Source organism: Parafrankia sp. BMG5.11 (assembly GCF_004337455.1).
The window spans coordinates 132,170-149,403 of record NZ_SJXI01000056.1; the positions used below are offsets into that span (position 1 = coordinate 132,170).

General features: G+C 71.7%; 18 protein-coding genes. 16 read left to right on the forward strand and 2 right to left on the reverse strand.

Going from position 1 to position 17,234, the window contains the following annotated elements:
• Nucleotides 1-299: 299 nt before the first annotated feature.
• Nucleotides 300-590: a hypothetical protein gene (locus E0504_RS52445; RefSeq protein ID WP_243657703.1), complete on the reverse strand. Its 291-nt coding sequence runs from the start codon at nt 588-590 to the stop codon at nt 300-302.
• Nucleotides 591-665: 75 nt separating this feature from the next.
• On the opposite strand from E0504_RS52445, the gene E0504_RS32140 reads away from it, so the two are divergent.
• Nucleotides 666-2,480 carry a radical SAM protein gene (locus E0504_RS32140; protein ID WP_243657720.1) on the forward strand — a complete coding sequence of 605 codons (1,815 nt, stop codon included), beginning with the start codon at nt 666-668 and terminating at the stop codon, nt 2,478-2,480.
• Nucleotides 2,481-2,499: 19 nt separating this feature from the next.
• Here the strand turns inward: E0504_RS32140 and E0504_RS32145 are convergent, their stop codons facing one another.
• Nucleotides 2,500-3,120, reverse strand: coding sequence for a hypothetical protein (locus E0504_RS32145; protein WP_131626426.1), 621 nt, complete (start codon nt 3,118-3,120; stop codon nt 2,500-2,502).
• Between the two features lie 83 nt (nt 3,121-3,203).
• On the opposite strand from E0504_RS32145, the gene E0504_RS32150 reads away from it, so the two are divergent.
• The 15 genes from E0504_RS32150 (at nt 3,204) to E0504_RS32220 (ending at nt 17,225) form a co-directional block, all read left to right on the forward strand.
• Nucleotides 3,204-4,304, forward strand: a complete 1,101-nt coding sequence (locus tag E0504_RS32150) for an aldo/keto reductase (protein ID WP_131626427.1) — start codon at nt 3,204-3,206, stop codon at nt 4,302-4,304.
• A complete protein-coding gene (locus E0504_RS32155; RefSeq protein WP_131626428.1) occupies nt 4,301-5,140 on the forward strand; it encodes an endonuclease/exonuclease/phosphatase family protein in 840 nt (279 codons plus the stop codon). Before E0504_RS32150 ends, E0504_RS32155 begins: the two co-directional genes overlap by 4 nt.
• Entirely contained in the window at nt 5,137-5,691 is a 555-nt protein-coding gene (gene rdgB / locus E0504_RS32160) for an RdgB/HAM1 family non-canonical purine NTP pyrophosphatase (protein ID WP_131626429.1), read from the forward strand. Before E0504_RS32155 ends, rdgB begins: the two co-directional genes overlap by 4 nt.
• A gap of 519 nt (nt 5,692-6,210) precedes the next feature.
• Nucleotides 6,211-6,741: a hypothetical protein gene (locus tag E0504_RS50635; RefSeq protein WP_243657704.1), complete on the forward strand. Its 531-nt coding sequence runs from the start codon at nt 6,211-6,213 to the stop codon at nt 6,739-6,741.
• Complete coding sequence (locus tag E0504_RS32170; protein ID WP_131626430.1) at nt 6,735-7,733, forward strand: ATP/GTP-binding protein; 999 nt, start codon at nt 6,735-6,737, stop codon at nt 7,731-7,733. The genes E0504_RS50635 and E0504_RS32170 overlap by 7 nt, the downstream gene beginning before the upstream one ends.
• Entirely contained in the window at nt 7,726-8,505 is a 780-nt protein-coding gene (locus E0504_RS32175; RefSeq protein WP_243657705.1) for an SAF domain-containing protein, read from the forward strand. Before E0504_RS32170 ends, E0504_RS32175 begins: the two co-directional genes overlap by 8 nt.
• A gap of 19 nt (nt 8,506-8,524) precedes the next feature.
• A complete protein-coding gene (locus tag E0504_RS32180) occupies nt 8,525-9,346 on the forward strand; it encodes a hypothetical protein (RefSeq protein ID WP_243657721.1) in 822 nt (273 codons plus the stop codon).
• On the forward strand, nt 9,343-10,794 hold the full coding sequence (locus E0504_RS32185; RefSeq protein ID WP_131626432.1) for a CpaF family protein: 1,452 nt from the start codon (nt 9,343-9,345) through the stop codon (nt 10,792-10,794). Before E0504_RS32180 ends, E0504_RS32185 begins: the two co-directional genes overlap by 4 nt.
• Nucleotides 10,791-11,687, forward strand: coding sequence for a type II secretion system F family protein (locus tag E0504_RS32190; protein WP_131626433.1), 897 nt, complete (start codon nt 10,791-10,793; stop codon nt 11,685-11,687). Before E0504_RS32185 ends, E0504_RS32190 begins: the two co-directional genes overlap by 4 nt.
• Nucleotides 11,687-12,595, forward strand: coding sequence for a type II secretion system F family protein (locus E0504_RS32195; RefSeq protein WP_131626434.1), 909 nt, complete (start codon nt 11,687-11,689; stop codon nt 12,593-12,595). Before E0504_RS32190 ends, E0504_RS32195 begins: the two co-directional genes overlap by 1 nt.
• Nucleotides 12,596-12,612: 17 nt before the next feature.
• Nucleotides 12,613-12,807 (forward strand): hypothetical protein, encoded by a 195-nt coding sequence (locus E0504_RS32200; RefSeq protein WP_131626435.1) that lies wholly within the window; start codon nt 12,613-12,615, stop codon nt 12,805-12,807.
• 203 nt (nt 12,808-13,010) lie between these two features.
• Nucleotides 13,011-13,358 carry a TadE/TadG family type IV pilus assembly protein gene (locus E0504_RS32205; protein WP_243657706.1) on the forward strand — a complete coding sequence of 116 codons (348 nt, stop codon included), beginning with the start codon at nt 13,011-13,013 and terminating at the stop codon, nt 13,356-13,358.
• On the forward strand, nt 13,355-13,804 hold the full coding sequence (locus E0504_RS32210) for a TadE/TadG family type IV pilus assembly protein (protein ID WP_131626437.1): 450 nt from the start codon (nt 13,355-13,357) through the stop codon (nt 13,802-13,804). The genes E0504_RS32205 and E0504_RS32210 overlap by 4 nt, the downstream gene beginning before the upstream one ends.
• Entirely contained in the window at nt 13,801-14,232 is a 432-nt protein-coding gene (locus E0504_RS32215; RefSeq protein WP_131626438.1) for a pilus assembly protein TadG-related protein, read from the forward strand. The genes E0504_RS32210 and E0504_RS32215 overlap by 4 nt, the downstream gene beginning before the upstream one ends.
• Nucleotides 14,229-17,225: a BTAD domain-containing putative transcriptional regulator gene (locus E0504_RS32220; RefSeq protein WP_131626439.1), complete on the forward strand. Its 2,997-nt coding sequence runs from the start codon at nt 14,229-14,231 to the stop codon at nt 17,223-17,225. The genes E0504_RS32215 and E0504_RS32220 overlap by 4 nt, the downstream gene beginning before the upstream one ends.
• The last annotated feature ends 9 nt before the right edge of the window (nt 17,226-17,234 follow it).

Sequence of the window (17,234 nt, forward strand, 5' to 3'; positions counted from 1 at the left end):
GCTCAGGTTCGGAGGAATCGAGGCTTCACAAGATCGGCCCCGCCGACTTCTCCGGTGATGAATCCGGCTCGCCTTCGTGTCACCGCGGCGAGGCCGCTGCAACAGATGCTCACCTCCCACAAGCAAATCACCGTGCAGGCCCCGGTAGCCGCGAACTGATGCGACCCAGCTCTGCTATTTACGCAGGTAGCGGCCCCGTTCGGCACCGAAGAACTTCTTCGCGGTACAGGGAATGACCCGCCCCCTCCAGGTCTCGGACAGTAACAGGAGTTTTACAGCCGCCGAGGCCTTCAGAGGCCTCAACACGGCGGCTTCGGCACCGTCCGCCCGGAGGCAAAGTCGTGGAGCATCCGCATGAGCCCTTCGCCCGACTGTCCACCGCCCTGCGCCTCGCCGGCGCGGGTCCCGTAGCCGCCCCGCCTCAAGGTGATTTGTTCCTGGATCCCGGTGGGCTCCGCGGCTGGGTAGAGCGACGCTTCGCGGGTCAGGTGGGTCGGGTCCGGGTCGCGGGCGCGCTCGACCGCCGCCTCGTCTTCGTCGAACGATTCGATGGCCAGTGGGTTGTCGCGGACCTGTCCGGTCAGCCGCACCGCTCCCGGCCATGGCCCGCGTGGGCACGAGAGTCGCTCGTCATCAAAGAGCCGGCATCGTGGCTGTCGTTGGCCATGCTGGGCGAGGATGCCGTGCGCCGACTGTCGCGTCCCGACGTCCTCCTGGCGGCCCTGTATCACCCGGAGACGTTTCCGCTGCCGCGATTCCCCCTGGGGATCAGCACGGTGGCGCACGCGGCCCGAGACACGCTGCTCGGCACGGTGTCTCTGGCCGATATGCAGCTGGGGCTTGACTTCGATGATCTGGTCGCCCGCGTCGACGCGGACCGACCGGACATCCTCGGAGTCTCTGCGACGTTCGGCCAGTACGACCTGCTCACCCGCCTGCTGGAGGTGGTCTACGCCGGTGCTGATCCGCCGCTCGTCGTTGCCGGTGGCAGTCTCACGGCCAGGGTGGAGCGGGTTCTGCTGGACCGGTTTCCCCGGTTGCTGGTCGCCAGGGCGGGTGGGGAGGCGACGATCAGTGCCCTGTTGGCGCACTGGCACGGTGACGGTGGCCTCGACGAGGTCCCGGGGCTCGGATATGTGGGAGCGCCGCGTGGGGGCGGGTTGGCGGTCGGGCGGCGGCGGACCGCGAAGCCCGTCGTCCGAGACGTGACGGCCGATGTCGTTCCCGAGCTCGATCTGCTGCCGGCGACGTTCGACCATCACGGTGTCGCGCAGTTGGAGACCAGCCGGGGCTGTACCAGCTACTGCTCGTTCTGCCCCCGCGGCCACAAAGGCGCCTGGTCTGGCGCCAGTGCCGACCGGCTGCCGTGGCTGCTGGGCGAGCTGGGGGCGGTCTTCGACCGCCATCCGCGGGTGTCGCGGACGTTGTACCTGGTCGACGAGGAGTTCCTCGGTCGCGGCCCCGACGCCGCCGGCAGGGCGTTAAAGCTGGCCCGTCTGCTGCGCGGGGCCGGCTTCGGCTGGGAGTCCAGCTGCCGCGTCGATCAGGTCGTCGACCCCGCTCGTGACCTTGCTTGGCATGTCGAGCGTGCCGAGATGTGGCGGATGCTGGTCGCCTGGGGTTTACGGCGGATGCTGTTCGGTGTCGAGTCCGGCGTGGACAGCGTCCTGGACCGGTTCGCGAAGGGGACGACCGGCGAGCAGAACGCGCTGGCAGTCCGGACCCTGTCCGCGCTCGGCGTGCCGACCCGGTTCACCTACATCACCTTCGACCCGCTGATGACCCTCGACGAACTGAAAGCCAGCCACGCGTTTCAGGGCCGCACCGACCTACTCCTTTCCCCACATCCCGATCTTCCCGCCGCCGAGGTCGTGCGCGGCGTCCGGGACGGCCGGTTCGTCGCGACGGCGGGCACGGGCCAGCCGTTCTACCGAGGGATCTCGTACCTGCTGGTCGGCATGGAATGCCTGATCGGCGCCGCCTACACCCGCCAGGTCCAGCAGGCCGGTCTCACCGGGGAGGTGACGCCATCGATGGGGCGGGTGGAGGCCCTCTACGCCGACTGGCGGATCGGGGTCGCCGCCGGCTGGGCGCAGCGCTGGGTCGACCGGCACTTCGCCCTCGACTACACCTTCAAGTCGGCGGAGAAGATCCTCGACGGCGAGCCGCGCCGCCTGATCCGCGAGGCCCGTGGGGTACTGAAAGACGCCAGCTACCTGGTACTCGGCGACCTGATCACCGAGATCGACACCCAGCCGCCACACCATGATCCGACGGCCGAGGCCGTCCTGGACGCGCGGATCTGGCAGCGAGTCGAAAGACGACTCGCGCTGCTGCGGGGCGAGCTCGCGGCCACCGTGCACGACCTGCTGCCCGCCCTCGACCGTGAGCACGCGCAGCTGCTCACCGCCGAGCACCGGCGATGGTCGGCGGCCAACGGCTGGACGCTGATCAACGCAGCGGACTCCTGTGCCACCTGACCCGCAGGCCCGCAGCCGGTCAGCTGCCGGTCTTCTCCGGGATCGGCACCCAGTTGAACTCCGGGCAGAACCGCGCGTAGGTCACCAGCTTCCACGCGGCGTAGTCCTCCAGCCGGCCGGTCGCGCGCAGCAGATGCTTCACCCAGGTGTGGCAGACCCGCTCGTCGCGGCTCATCGCCTCGTCGATCTGATCGAGCATCCGGCAGGCCACCGCGAAGTCCTCCACCGTGAGCGCGCTCAGATCGATCTCGACGTCGTCCACGGTGAAGGTGAACACCAGCCGGGTGGTGGAGAAGCTGGTGTAGCGCTCACCGAGGAAGCGGGCGCGGCCGTCGAGCGTGGACATCAGCTCGGCTCGGCGTTCCACCGGGTAGCCGATACCCAGGTCGAGGTCGGAGGCTTCCAGGTTCAGCCGGGTCCCGAAGGAGCCGACGTCCCGCGGCTGATGTCCGGTCCACTGCTCGATGAGCTCCGACGCCTTGCCGCGGATGGTGTGCAGTCGTTCGTCGTGGGCGCGCATCGCCGTGTAGAACGCTTCGGCCCGGTCGAACTCGGCGTCGGGGAAGTCGCTACGGTCGGCCCACCCCGTCGCCCTGATCGCGTCCAGGTCCAGCAGGGTGGCAGGGTCCGGAGTCGTCATGCCGGTGACCCTAACGTCACAGCCAGCAGCGCCCGCGCCCAGGTCGACCCCAAAGACAGCCAGCGGACAACGAGGTGACCGAGATGACGGACGAACGTTTCCCCGCGCCCCGCACGCTGGCCGGCGGGCTGACGGTGCACCCGATCGGCGTCGGCTGCTGGGCCATCGGCGGCCCCGACCACAACCTGGGCCTGCCCATGGGCTGGTCCACCGCCAACGACGCCGCCTCCCGCGCCGGACTGGAAACCGCCTACACCCTGGGCGCGAACCTGTTCGACACCGCCGACGTCTACGGCCACGGCCACTCCGAACGCCTCCTCGGCCACCTCGTCGCTCAGGTCGACCGGGACAGCCTCGTGCTGTCGTCCAAGGTCGGCTACTTCGCCGGTACGGCCGCCCACGCCTACCTGCCGGCCGCGATGCGCCGCCAGTTGGAGACCAGCCTGGAGAACCTGCGCACCGACCGGCTCGACATCTACTTCTTCCACAACAACGAGTTCGGGCCCGACGACCGCCACCTCGACGGTGCCATCGAGCAGATGCGCGACTTCCAACGCCAAGGCCTCGTCCGCTGCGTCGGAATGCGCGGCCCGCACCGCTACGCCCCCCACCGGCTCGCCCAGCCACGATCCGCCCGGCCGGACAAGCGCGCCCGCTTCCGGGCCCTGTTCGACCGCGTCCGGCCCGACTACCTCGCGGTCCGCCACAATCCACTGACGCCACCACCGACCGCCGGCCAGCAGGACATCTTCACCCTCGCGGCCGAGCACCACACCAGCATCCTGATCAACAAGCCGCTCGGGCAGGGCCTACTCACCGGCAAGTACGACCCGCGCCGTCCACCCCGTTTCGGTGACGGGGATCACCGGCAGCGCAAACGCTGGTACACCCCCGACGCGCTCGCGCTCGTCGAGCGCCGGCTCGCGCCCCTGCGCGAACGGTTCGGCCCGTCGACCCGCGACCTGGTCAGGGTGGCGCTGGCCTACAGCCTTCAGCGCAGCGACAACGCGGCCGTGCTCGTCGGCTTCACCACCCCCGACCAGATCCGCGAGAACCTCACCGCCCTCGACACGCCCCTGTCCGCCGACGACCTCACCTTCGTCCGCGCCACCCTCAGCGACCTCCAGCAGGACCTCGACGCAGGCGGCGAGGTCTTCCTCGACGAAACGGCCCCACCCGCATGAACCCGCAGCAGTCGCTGTTCCCCGGCACGGCCACATCGGCTGTCTCCGCGTCCGCGACCGAGCTGCGGCTGGTCACCTTCAACGCCCAGCACGCCGCACCCGACCGGGCCCACCGCCAAGCCGCCTGGCTCAGCCAACAACCCGACGCGGACGTCGTCGTACTCACCGAAGTCGGCCACGGACCCGGCGGCCACGCCCTCCTCGACGCCCTCACCCACCACGGCTACACCCACCTCCACGCCCTGAGGCCAGACCTGCCCGACTACAGCACCGCCATCGCCTCACGTTCAGCCCTCGAACCTGTCGAGATCCACATCGAGGTCCTGCCCTACCGCGCCCCCGCCGCGGACCTGCACATCGCAGGACAACGGGTGCGGCTCCTCGGCCTCTATGTCCCCTCCCGCGGGCCCGCCGCACGCCGCAACGAGAACAAACGCGCCTTCCAACACGCCGTCACCAAAGCCCTCCCCGTCCTCCTCACCGGGTTCGAAGGACCCGTCGTCGTCACCGGCGACCTCAACGTCGTCGAGCCGGGACACGTCCCTCACTACCCGGTCTTCGGCCGCTGGGAGTACGACTTCTACCGCTCCTTCACCGACACCGGCCTCACCGACGCCTACCGGACGCTGCACCCCGACACACCAGGTCACAGCTGGTACGGCCGCGGAGGCAACGGCTACCGCTTCGACCACATCTTCTTCACCGCCGACCGGTTCGACCTGACCAGCTGCGACTACCTCCACGCTCCCCGCCAACAAGGACTCAGCGACCACGCCGCCCTATGCCTCACCGCCCGGCCCAGAACACCCAGACCCTTCGGGGGGAAGACAGTATGATCGACCGCGTTACGCTTGTTACCGGGAACACAGGTAAGGCTCGCGAGTACGCCAGCCTTCTAGGCATAGAGGTGTCCGCGACCAGTGTGGACCTCATCGAGATCCAGTCCCTCGACGTTGTGAAGGTAGTGGAACGCAAAGTCGAGGACGCCTACGCAAAGCTGCGAAGCCCAGTAATCGTGGACGACACTGGACTGACACTGAGCGCCTGGAACGGCCTCCCAGGTGCTCTCGTTGCATGGTTCCACGACACCGTCGGCGCTCAGGGCATCCTGGATATGGCGGCAGGCGTATCCGACCGCGGTGCCACCGTGATGACCGCTCTCGGCTACGCCGATGAAACCGGCATCCGTGTCTTCGCCGGCACTGTCCATGGGAGTTTGACCACCGAGCCGCGTGGCAGCGGCGGTTTTGGCTACGACTCTATCTTCGTGCCCGCCGGGAGCCCCTTCACTTTCGCGGAGATGTCGAGCGAGCAGAAGAACGCGATCTCACACCGCCGCCTGGCAGCCGACGCCCTCCGCAAGTACCTCGGGCTTTCGGATTCCTGACCTCAGCCCGAGTACTCGATCCCGATCTCGTCGTGGGAGATTCCCACGACCCGCGTACCCACGTCCGGAGCTCCTCCTGCCGGCTCGGCCTGGCGGTCGCGACAGCGCCCAACTCGGCTGCCCGGCGCAGTAGGTGCCGCGCCCGCCTCTGGCCAAAATGCGAGGGTCACCGATGCGCAACACTGGGCGGCTCGCCACTGGATGCACGACTCCGTTGGTCCGGGTGGGCTATCCCAGCGGTTCGCTGGGATAGCCCACCCGGACCAGTATGGCTTAGCTCTTCTGAGTCATTTCGCGCTGGGACGCCGGTCAGACCGCAAAGTTAGAACGCCACAAATCGCTGCCACCGGAGTAGTTCTAGATGGCGAGGGTCATCTGAGGGCTACCCGGCCGGGCGGGTGACCGCCCTGCGTGGAACGGCCTGCGAGGTGGAGCACGGTGGAGGTCGGGGCTCGTCGGTCTGAATGGCGCCGCGGTGCACGGCCACGGGCCGCGAGCGCCGGTGTCCTGATCGCGGCTGTGCTGACTCTCGCCGCCTGCGATGCGGGAGGTGGTTCGCAGCCCGCCCCGACGCCCAGCGGCGCCGACGCCTCCACCCAACCGCTCGTGTCCGTGTCGCCGACGCCGACTTCTCCGGCGGATATCGCGTGGCGGGACGCGGTGGCGGCATATCTCGGGATGTGGCAGAAGTACGCGCAGGCGAGTCATACCTCCGACTGGCAGGCGCCGTATCTGTCGCAGTACGCCGCTGGTGATGCTTTGCAGTTCCTAAGCCGTGATCTGTACGCCGATCATTACAACGGCCTGGTCTCCAAGGGCGACCCGGTGAACAACCCCAGGGTGACGTCGGTGAGCCCGGAAGACACGCCTACATCGGCGATGATTGATGATTGTGTCGATGCCCGGAACTGGTTGCGGTACAGGACCGACGGTTCTCTGCTGGACGACACGGCGGGCGCATTTCACAAGGTTCTCGCTGAGGTGCGGGTGCACACTGACGGCAAGTGGCGCGTCACCCGATTCGGGATCGGCGATCCGGGATCATGCTGATATGGCGAGGCGCGGTCCTGCTCGTGCTCGGGGTGGTGGCACTCGGGATGCTCGCCACGCCGGCTTTCGCCGACGACAAGTTCGGCTCGGCGTTGTGCACCCAGAATCCGTACCCAGGGTGTGAGCTTTTCGCTGGAAACAACGGCGCGGCCCCGCGGCCGGAGGAAGGCCCTGGGCCGTCGGGCGGGGGACGAGCAGCCTCGCCTGCTCCGGGCGATCGTGCGTTGGACGCACCGTCGCTGCCGATTGCGGATTGCGCGTATGTGCGCAGCGACTTCCAGCCCCCGGCCCCGGGTCTCCAGGCGGTGGCGTATCGGCCGCCTGCGGCGGGTGGACTGGTGGTGCGGCCCGCGGTTTTCCGCCCGTCGGAGCTGTCAGTGCGGCTGGTGGCGTCGCAGCCGGGGCAGGGAGCGGGCGCCTGGTACGTCTACCGGTGCACCTCGGGCGGTGAGCAGGACGCTTTGTATCGGGCGCCGGTATGGATTCCGGACGCGGCAGCAGCGCCCGCGCCGGACCCGGAAGCGCTGGCGGAGCAGGCGCGCAACCAGCTGCGGCTTCCCGGCCCGCAGATCGTGATGAACCCGTCGGTGGATCAGCTGGTGGGGTTGCCGACGTGGCTGTGGCTGGACGCGACGGGGTGGAATCAGGTGGCGGCGACCGCGGCGGCGGGCGGGGTGTCGGTCACTGCCGTCGCCAAGCCCGTGCAGGTGACCTGGTCGCTCGGCGACGGCGGAACCGTGACGTGCAGCGGTCCGGGCACGCCGTTCCCGGATGGGGCCGATCCGAAGAGCGCGTCGCCGGACTGCGGCTACACCTACCGCCACCGCTCGCTGGACACGCCGGGCGGGACGTTCGCAGTGACGGCAACGGTGCGCTGGGACGTGACCTGGGCCGGCGCCGGTCAGGCGGGGGCGTTCCCGGGGCTGACGACCGTGTCGACGACGGTGGCCCGGGTGATTGATGTTCCCGCGCTGACGACAGGCGGTGGCTGATGACGACCACGATCGATACGGCCCGGCGAGCCGCTGGGGCACGCCCACGCCGTGGGACGCCCGGCGGGGAGGTGTCGTGGTGACCGCTCCGTCGTCGGTGCCGCGTACCGCCAGCGCGGAGCGTGGCGCCCGACATGCGGGTGCGGCGCCGGCCGCGCGGCTGACCGGTGGTCCGCGGCGGCGGCGCCGGCTGCCGTATCTGCTGCTCGGGGTGGTGCTCGTGATCGGCTGCGCCGCCGCCGGTCTGTTCGCGGGCGCCCGGGTGGGGTCGCGGGAGCCGGTGCTGGTGCTGGCCCGTCCGGTCGCGGTGGGCCACGTCCTGGTGGCGGCCGATGTGCGGGAGTCGCGGATCTCCGCTGACGGCCTCGACACGATCCCGGCCGGGTCGAAGGACACCGTGCTGGGCCGGCCGGTGGCCTACAGCCTTCCGGCGGGCACGGTGCTCAGCCGCGCGGCGGTGGGTGCCGCGCAGGTCCCGCCGCGGGGAGAGGCGATCGCGGCGGTGGCGTTGAAGGCCGGCCAGTTCCCCACCGGCCTGTCTGCCGGCTCGCGGGTGGCCGTTGTCGTCGCTCCCTCGGCCAGTGCAGTGTCAACCACCGGGTCCGCGGGCGCCGCCCGTTCGTGGCCGGCGACGGTCGTGGCCGTGGTGGCGGCGGACACCGATCAGACGACGGTGGTGTCGCTCCAGCTCGCCGAGGCCGATGCCCGCGCGCTCGCGGCGGCTCCAGCCGGGCAGATCGGCGTCGTCACGGTCAACGGCACGGGCGGGTGACCCGGCCTTGATCATCGCGGTGGGTTCGTTGAAAGGCAGTCCGGGGGCGACCACGTTGGCGCTGGCGCTGGCGGATCGCTGGCCGGCAGGCGGCGGGGAGCCGCTGGTGGTGGAGGCCGACCCGGCGGGTGGCGACCTCGGTGCCCGGTTCGGGCTGCTGGCAGGCGGCCGGGGGTTGGTCACGCTCGCCGCTGCCGGCCGCCGCGGCGGGCAGGCCCGCCCGGTCGATGACCACGTGCATGAGCTGCCTGGTGGTCTTCAGGTGATCCCGGCCCCCGCCGGCGCCGAGCAGGCCAGTCAGGTGCTCGGCGAACTGGACGGTGGAGGCTGGTCGCTGCTGTGGTCGGCAGCGCGGACGGACGGCCGGACGGTGATCGTGGACTGCGGCCGGCTCGATCCGCGCTCACCCGCACTGCCGGCGCTGCGAGCGGCGGACGCGCTATTGCTCGTGGGACGGGCCCGAGACGAGGAGCTTGCGCATCTGGCGGCGCGGATGCAGGTGGTGCAGGGCTGGGACGTGCCGGACTGGTATGTCGTTGTCGTCGCCCAGCCCCATCAGGCGCCGGAGTACCGGGTTCGGGAGATCGCCCGGGTGATGGGTTCGCGGGTGCTGGGTCCGGTTCCCTACGACACCACAGCCGCGGAAGTGCTCGCCGGCCGTCGCCAGACCCGCGCCGGGATCGGCCGGTCGAAGCTCGGCCGGACGGTGGCAGGCATGGCCGACCATCTCGCCGCCACCGCGCCGGCTGACGCGGAACGCCCGGCGCTGAACGCGGCGCCGGGCGAGTTCGATGGCCGCGCCGCGTTGCCGCCGGCCCCGACTCGGGCGGGGCGGCGATGACGGTCCCGTCCTGGCCCGACGACCCGCGCCGTCCGGCGTCGGGGAACGGGGCGGGCTGGCCCGGCCCGCTCGCCCCCTGGGACGGTAGCGGTGGGGGCGCGCCGGCCGCGCCGACTGATCTTCCGGGCCGTGCCTCCGGGTCGGCGGCCGACGCGCTGCGCGTCCGGTTGCGCGAGGGGCTGCGGGCGGCGCTCGCGCGGCGGCTGCGCGCGGACGAGGACGCGGGCTCCGCGCCGTTGACCGCCGACGAGCGGCAGGCGTTCGCGTTGTCGGTGCTCGTCGATCTGACCGAGGCGCACACCAGCGCCGAACTCGCCCGCGGTGCGGGGGTCCTGACGCCCGGGGACGAGCAGCGCGTCATCCACGAGGTCCTCGCCGAGGTCCTCGGGCTCGGTGGTCTCGAACCGCTCCTGGCCGACCCCTCGATCGAGAACATCAACATCAACGGGGATCGGGTGTTCATCCGCCGGGCGGACGGGAGCCGGCAGCGGCTGCCAGCGATCACCGAATCGGACACCCAGCTGATCGGGTTGATCCGGGACCTGGCCGCGCACGCCGGGGTGGAGGAACGCCGCTGGGACCGCGGCGCCCCCATGGTCAACTTCCACCTGGCCGACAAGAGCCGCGTGTTCGCTGTCATGGCCGTCACCCAACGGCCCTCCGTCAGCATCCGCCGGCACCGGTTCCGCCACGTCACCCTGTCCGCGCTGCGCGCGAACGGCACGATCGACTACGGGCTGGAGGCGCTGCTGGCCGCGCTGGTGGCGGCGCGGAAGAACATCGTGGTCGCCGGAGGCACCGCGATCGGGAAGACCACGATGCTGCTCGCGTTGGCCGACCAGATCCCCGCACACGAGCGGCTCGTGACCGTCGAGGACGTCTACGAGCTCGGGCTCGACGCCGACGAGCAGGCCCACCCGGACGTGGTCGCGATGCAGGTCCGCGAACCCAACACCGAAGGCGAAGGCGCGATCTCCGCCTCCGACCTTGTCCGGGCCGCGCTGCGGATGTCCCCAGACAGGGTGATCGTCGGCGAGGTCCGCGGACCCGAGGTCATCCCGATGCTCAACGCCATGAGCCAGGGCAACGACGGCTCCATGACCACCCTGCACTCCTCGACCAGCCGCGGCGTGTTCACCCGCCTTGCCAGCTACGCCGTGCAAGGCCCGGAACGACTGCCCGTCGAGGCGACGAACCTCCTGATCGCCTCAGCGATCCACGTCGTCGTCCACCTGGCCGAGCCCCGCGGGGAACGCGGCCGGCGGGTCGTGTCGTCCGTGCGGGAGGTCGTGGACGCCGATGGCACGCAGGTGGTCACCAACGAGCTGTACCGGCCGGGCCCCGACAGGCGCGGCATGCCAGCGGCCCCGCCGACCGGCGAGCTGCTCGACGACCTGATCGACGCCGGGTTGGACCCGGACCTGCTGTCGCAGGGGTGGTGGGGATGACCGGTCTGTTCGGCCTGCTCGGCCTCGGGGTGGGCGCCGGCCTGCTGCTGATCGTCTACGGCTGGCGTGGGCCCGACGAGGACGCCGGCCGTCCTCGTCGCAGGCTGGTGCTGCCACGGCCGTGGCGGACGAACCCGCGGTTCGGCCGGTGGGCCGCCGCCGCGGCGGCGGCCGGGATCGTCGCGGGCACGGTGACGGGCTGGGTCGTCGGCGGGCTACTGATCGCCATGGCCGTGTATGGGCTGCCGCGGATGCTGGGCCCAGACCGGGAGCAGGCACGCCACGTCGCGCGGACGCAGGGCATCGCGGTGTGGGCCGAGCAGCTGCGTGACACGCTCGCCGCCGCGGCCGGGCTGGAGCAGGCGATCGTGGCGACCGCGCCCGCCGCGCCGGCGGCGATCCGCGGTGAGATCGCCCTGCTGACTGCCCGCGTCGAACGCCGCGAGCGGCTGGGTCCGGCACTGCGCGCGCTGGCCGATGACCTGGATGATCCGCTGGCCGATCTTGTGATCGGCGCGCTGATCCTGGCGAGTGAGCATCAGGCCCGGCAGCTGTCCGGGCTGCTCGGCCAGCTCGCGGCCACGGCCCGCGCCCAGGTCGACATGCTGGGCCGCATCGAGGTCGGCCGCGCCCGGATGCGCACCACGATGCGGGTCGTCGTCGTGACCTCGCTGGTGTTCGCCGGCGGGCTCGTGATTTTCAACCGTGCGTTCCTGGAGCCATACAGCACCGCTGCCGGGCAAGTAGTCCTGCTCGCCGTTGGGATGATCTTCGTAGCCGGGTTCGGGTGGCTGAAGCGCATGTCGAAGATTGAGAACCCGGCCCGCTTCTTGCAAGGCGACGAGGCAGCGGCGACGGCGGCACCGGTTCCCGCGATGGGGCGGGTGTCGTGATGAGTGTGTTGTTGATGTTCCTGGCGGCCGGGGTCGGGGTCGGCCTGTGGGCGCTGGCCGTGTGGCTGTTCCCGCCGCGGCCGTCGTTGGAGGAGGTGCTGGCCCGGCTCGACCCCACCCCTGCGGAACCCGCCGCTACCGCGGCGGTGGTGCCGGCCGAGCAGGACGGGTGGGCCGTGCGGGTGGGCGGGCCGTTCGTCGGTGTTCTGCGCGCGGCGGGTCTGCCCACCGTGGCGCTGCGCCAGGACCTGACGGCGCTCGGCCGCTCCGTCGAGGCCCACCTGGCGGAGAAAGCCACCGCGGGCCTTGCCGGTCTCCTCTTCCCGTCGGTCGTTGGGCTGACCTTCGCCGCGGGAGGCCGACCGTTTCCCCCGGCGGCGCCGGTCGCGCTCGCTCTGTTCCTCGCGGTCGGCGGCTTCCTGCTGCCCGACCTCACCGTGAAAGCCGAAGCCGCCCGGCAGCGCCGGGCCTTCCGGCACGCGCTGTCGGCCTACCTGTCCCTGATCCAGGTCCTGCTCGCCGGCGGCGCGGGTGTGGAGACCGCGCTGACCGACGCAGCGACCATCGGCACCGGCTGGCCATTCGTGGCGATCCGCCGAACGCTACGGACCGCCCGCGAGACCCGAGTCAGCCCCTGGGCAGCTCTGGGCCAGCTCGGTACGGATCTTCAGATCTCGGAGCTGACGGAACTCGCGGACGCGGTCGCGCTCGCCGGCACCGAAGGGGCCCGGGTCCGTCAAAGCCTGGAAGCCAAAGCCAGCGCGCTGCGCGTCCGCCAAGCCCAGGACGCCGAAGCCGACGCGAACGCCGCGACCGAACGGATGAGTATCCCCGGCGTTCTGATCGCCATCGGCTTCATCGTCTTCGTCTTCTATCCAGCCCTGACGCAAATATCCAACTCGCTATAGAAATGTCGGAGGAATCCGTGTTCGCCCGTTTCTACGCCTGGTGGTTGCAGGCCGTCGATCGCTACACCAAGGCACCGCCCGATGGGCGCGATGCCGGGAACACCACCGAGCAGGTGATTTGGATTGCCTTCCTGGCAGCCCTCGCGCTCACCGTGATCGGCATCTTTGGACCAAAAATATTGGATGCCGCCCGAAGTGTCGTTTTCAAGTAGACGGAACGACGATGACAGCGCCTGTCCGGCCGGTCCATGACCGACGACGCCGTCCGGCCTCCGGCCGTCCTGGGGCTGGACGTCCGCCGAGGGCGGGTGGCGCCAGCTGGCGCCCACGCCGTGGCCGTGCCCGTCCGGGAAGCGGTCGACGGTCCTGCCGACCCGTATCCGCGCAGGTGCCGCGCCGTCGAGCGGATGCCGGCGTGCTGACCGTCGAGATGATTTTCGTGCTGCCGCTGGTGCTGACGATCGTGCTGATCCTCGCGCAGGTCACGGTCTGGGCTCATGCCAGCCACATCGCGCAGACCACCGCCACCCGTGCCCTGGTCGCCGCCCGCGCCGACGGCGGCAGCGTCGCCGCCGGCGAGCAGCAGGCGCAGGACACTCTCGATCAACTTGGCCGGTCCAGCCTCACCAGTCCGCAGGTCACGGTCACCCGCGACGGCGAAGCAGCGACCGTCCACATCCATGGCACCGCCGCCAGCGTGATCCCTGGGCTTCGGCTCGGGATCGATGCCGACGCGGCTGGGCCCGTTGAGCAGCGACCGTGACGCCCTTAACCTCCCCGCCTGCGGCGACTGGCTCGGACCGAGGGTCCGCGACCGCCGAGCTGGTGCTGATTGTGCCCGTGCTGCTGCTCATGCTGCTGTTCCTCGTGCTGTGTTACCGGATCTCGGACGCGAAGCTGCGGATGGCCGATGTGGCGCACCAGGCCGCCCGCGCGGCCTCGATCGCCGCCACCCCCGCGGAGGCGGTCGCTGACGCCCGCACCACCGCGCAGATCGCGCTGGCCGGCGCCGGGGTCACCTGCCAGGATCTGACGGTCGACACCGACACCGCTGGACTGGCGCCGGGCGCTCTGGTCCGGGTGACCGTGGCCTGCACTGTTCGGCTCGACGACCTCGCGATGCTCGCCACCCCGGGCAGCGCGACCCTGCGCGCCTCCTCGACCTCGCCCGTGGACACGTTCGGTGACCGGCCTGGACAGGCGTCGTGAGCCGCCGCTGGGCCACCCGTGGGCGGGACGAGGGGACCGTTACCGCGTTCGTTGTTGTCGTGGCCGCCGCGTTCGTGATGTTCGGTGGGCTGATCCTGGACACCGGCGGCGCGCTGGCCGACAAGACCACCGCGATGGGGATCGCGCAGGAAGCCGCCCGCGCCGGCGCCCAGCAGCTCGACCTGACGACCTACCGGTCCACTGGCACGGTCCGGCTGATGCCCGACGAGGCGGCCGGCGCCGCCCGCGCCTACCTTGCCCAGGCTGGCGCCACGGGCACCGTGACCATCGTCGACAACACGGTGACCGTCACGGTGACCGTGACCCACCACAACCAGCTGCTCGGCATCGTCGGCCTGGACACGCTCACCGTCACCGGCACCGGCAGCGCCCACCCCGCCCCACCCGCCGCCGGAGCAGCCCCGTGAGCCGACCCGCCTCCCACCAGCCGATCCCAGCCCGGCCGATCCGTCGCCGGATCGCCGCCGGCGGGCTGGCCCTCGGCCGCCTCCTCCGCGCCGCCCTCGCCCTCGCCGCGCTCATCGCGCTGATCGTCGGATTGCCGTGGGGGCTCGCGCATTTCATCGGCTGGCCGCTTCCCCACCACGTGCCGTCCTGGGACGAGATCGAGGCGCGGCTGACCGGCCCGATGGACGACACCCTGCTGCTGGACATCCTCGCGGTCCTCCTGTGGCCGCTGTGGGCCGCGTTCACCCTCTCGGTCGTCTTCGCCGTGCCCGACGTCGTCCGCGAAGCCCGCTGGCCGTCGCACCGTCCGCCGCTGCCCGCCGGCGGGATGCGAGGGCTGGCCACCTTCCTGCTGGGCGCGGTGCTGCTCACCGTCCTCCAGTCCCGCGGCCCCCTCACCCCGACCAGCGGACCGGCCGCGGCGCCGGCCGTCGCCACCGCACCCGCCGCCCCTCGCTTCGTCCCGGTCGCCGCCACCAGCGTGACCGATCCGGCGCTGCCGACCGCCGCGGCGGGGACCACGGTCGTGCAGCTGCCGGCCAACGGCGTCTACGACAGCCTGTGGCGGATCGCGGACCGCTGCCTCGGCGACGGTGCCCGCTGGCCGGAGATCTGGGCCCTCAACCACGGCGTCCTCCAGGCCGACGGGCGGGCGCTGACCCAGCCCGGCCTGATCCGCCCCGGCTGGGTCCTGACCCTGCCCACCCCGCCAGACACCGTCCCGCCCCCGGCCGGGCACACACCGTCCAGCCCTCCGCCCACACCTCCGACCAGCCAGGCACCCGCCAGCCCCGCGCCGACGCCTACCGCGCCGTCATCTGTCAGCCCACCGGCGGCCAGCCCACCCGCCACCCCAACCCCTCCGGCCAGCACCCCCGCCCCGGGCCGCGCCGCGCCGCCGACGCCCGTCAGCCCGCCCACCAGCCCGGCCACACCCAGCCCCAGCCCCAGCACCGCGCCGCCGACCACACCAGCCGCGCCGCCTGCGCACCCCCCCACCCCGTCCCGACCGCCGGGGGTCCAGTTCCCCTCCGGCGGCTACCTCGGACTGGGAGCCGTCGCGCTCCTGGTCGTCGCGCTTTTCTCCGTACGGCTGTGGCGCCGGCGGCACTACGTCCCCGGCAGCGGGGTCCGCGACGACCTGAACGAAGCACCGGTGATCCACCAGCTCGCCGCCGCATATAACACCGCTACCGCCGAGCGCGACGATGACGGCGAGCTCGTCGTCGTACGCCCACCTGGCGACCCGCACATCACCGGCCGCCGCCACGCCGCGGCCACCGCCACCGCCCACGCCGCCCCACCCGGGACCCGGATTGTCGGCACCACCGGCGACGGCCAGCCCCTCGCGCTCGACCTCGCCGCCACCCGCGGTCTCGGCCTGATCGGACCCGGCGCCGACGCCGCGATCCGCGCTCTGCTCGTCACCCTGCTCGCCGACCGCCACCAGCCCGACGCCGCCCCCGCCGAGATCCTCGTCCCTGCCGCCGACGTACGGCGGCTGCTGGGCGAGGACACCACCGCCACGCCGCCGCAGCGCCTGCACATCGTCGCCGACCTGCCCACCCTGCTGGACCGCCTCGAAGCCGACGTCGTCACACGAGCACGACGCGCCGCCGCCGGCGAGGACCCCCGCCGGACGTCCCTGATCGTCCTCGCCGCCCCCGACCAGACCTCGGACCGCCGCCTCCAGGCCGTCCTCGACAACGGCTCCCCACTCGGCGTGTTCGGCATCCTGTACGGGCAGTGGCGCCCCGGCGCGACCGCCCGGGTGCGGCCCGACGGTGTCGTCGGTGCCGCCAGCCCTGATATCGCCGCTGCGCTGATCGGCAACCGGCTGTTCACTCTGCCCGAGAACGACACCGGCCAGCTGCTCGACCTGCTCGCCGACGCGGACGCACCGGCCGCCAACCAGGAGGAATTCCGGCGGGCAAACCCTACCCAGGGGCCCCCGCCCCCACCGCCCACCTCCGCGCCGCCCCCCAGTAGCGCCACGGTCACACCCGTACCGCCGTCTCCCAGCGGCCTGCCAACGCCCGACGTGTCGCCGAACGCCGACGAGCCGCCGGGCCCAGACACGCCGCTCCCGCCTGGCGGCGGAGCAGGCCCCACTGAGCCCACAGACGCGGTACCGCCTGCGCCGGCCAGCAGCCCACCACGCCCGCCGCGGGCGGCCACGCCGCTGCTCCTCACTCTGTTCGGCCGGCTGCAACTGCGGTACCGGGCAGCACCGGACGGCGACTACCAGCCCGTAGACGGCATCGGCGGCCCGAGCCAGGAGATCCTGGCCTACCTCGCCGCCCATCCAGATGGCGCCCACCGCCGAACCATCATCGACGCGGTCTGGCCCGACGACGGCAAACTCCCACGCCAGCGGGACAACCGGTTCTACGCCGCCATCAGCCAGCTACGCCGCAGCCTTGCCGCCGCCACCGGCGGGACGGTCGACGACGTCTTCGACCACGACGACCGGCGCTGGCGGCTGCGCCGCGACCTGATCACCGTCGACCTCTGGCAGGTCGACGAGGCCCTCGACGCACGCCGACGCGCGACGACCACCGCCGACGAGCTCGCCGCGATCCTCCCGCTGGCCGCCACGTACACCGGCCACCTCTCCGACGACATCACCGGCACCTGGGCCGAAGCCCACCGCGAGAGCCTGCGCCGCCAGGTCTCCGACGCGCTCGCCAGCATCACCGCCGCTGTCGGGGAGGACAATCCACAGCGCCTGGAGCTGCTGGAGACGCTGCGCCGCCTCGATCCCTACAACGAAGGGCTCTACGTCCAGATCGCCCGCACCCAGGCCCGCCTCGGCCAGCCGGACGCGGTCGCGGCCACCTACCGCCAGCTGGTCGTGGCCCTCGCCGAGATCGGTGAGCGGCCCACCCCTGACGCGGATCGCTTCTTCCAGGCCGCGATGCGGCCCGGTCCGCCCGGTACGCGGTCAGCCTGACCGTGGCCG

What these genes read in the sequence shown, in the direction of transcription:
- E0504_RS32140 (WP_243657720.1), top strand. Translation starts at nt 666, where the DNA reads ATGCTGGGCGAGGATGCCGTGCGCCGACTGTCGCGTCCCGACGTCCTC.
- E0504_RS32145 (WP_131626426.1), bottom strand. Translation starts at nt 3,120, where the DNA reads ATGACGACTCCGGACCCTGCCACCCTGCTGGACCTGGACGCGATCAGG.
- E0504_RS32150 (WP_131626427.1), top strand. Translation starts at nt 3,204, where the DNA reads ATGACGGACGAACGTTTCCCCGCGCCCCGCACGCTGGCCGGCGGGCTG.
- E0504_RS32155 (WP_131626428.1), top strand. Translation starts at nt 4,301, where the DNA reads ATGAACCCGCAGCAGTCGCTGTTCCCCGGCACGGCCACATCGGCTGTC.
- rdgB (WP_131626429.1), top strand. Translation starts at nt 5,137, where the DNA reads ATGATCGACCGCGTTACGCTTGTTACCGGGAACACAGGTAAGGCTCGC.
- E0504_RS32170 (WP_131626430.1), top strand. Translation starts at nt 6,735, where the DNA reads ATGCTGATATGGCGAGGCGCGGTCCTGCTCGTGCTCGGGGTGGTGGCA.
- E0504_RS32185 (WP_131626432.1), top strand. Translation starts at nt 9,343, where the DNA reads ATGACGGTCCCGTCCTGGCCCGACGACCCGCGCCGTCCGGCGTCGGGG.
- E0504_RS32190 (WP_131626433.1), top strand. Translation starts at nt 10,791, where the DNA reads ATGACCGGTCTGTTCGGCCTGCTCGGCCTCGGGGTGGGCGCCGGCCTG.
- E0504_RS32195 (WP_131626434.1), top strand. Translation starts at nt 11,687, where the DNA reads ATGAGTGTGTTGTTGATGTTCCTGGCGGCCGGGGTCGGGGTCGGCCTG.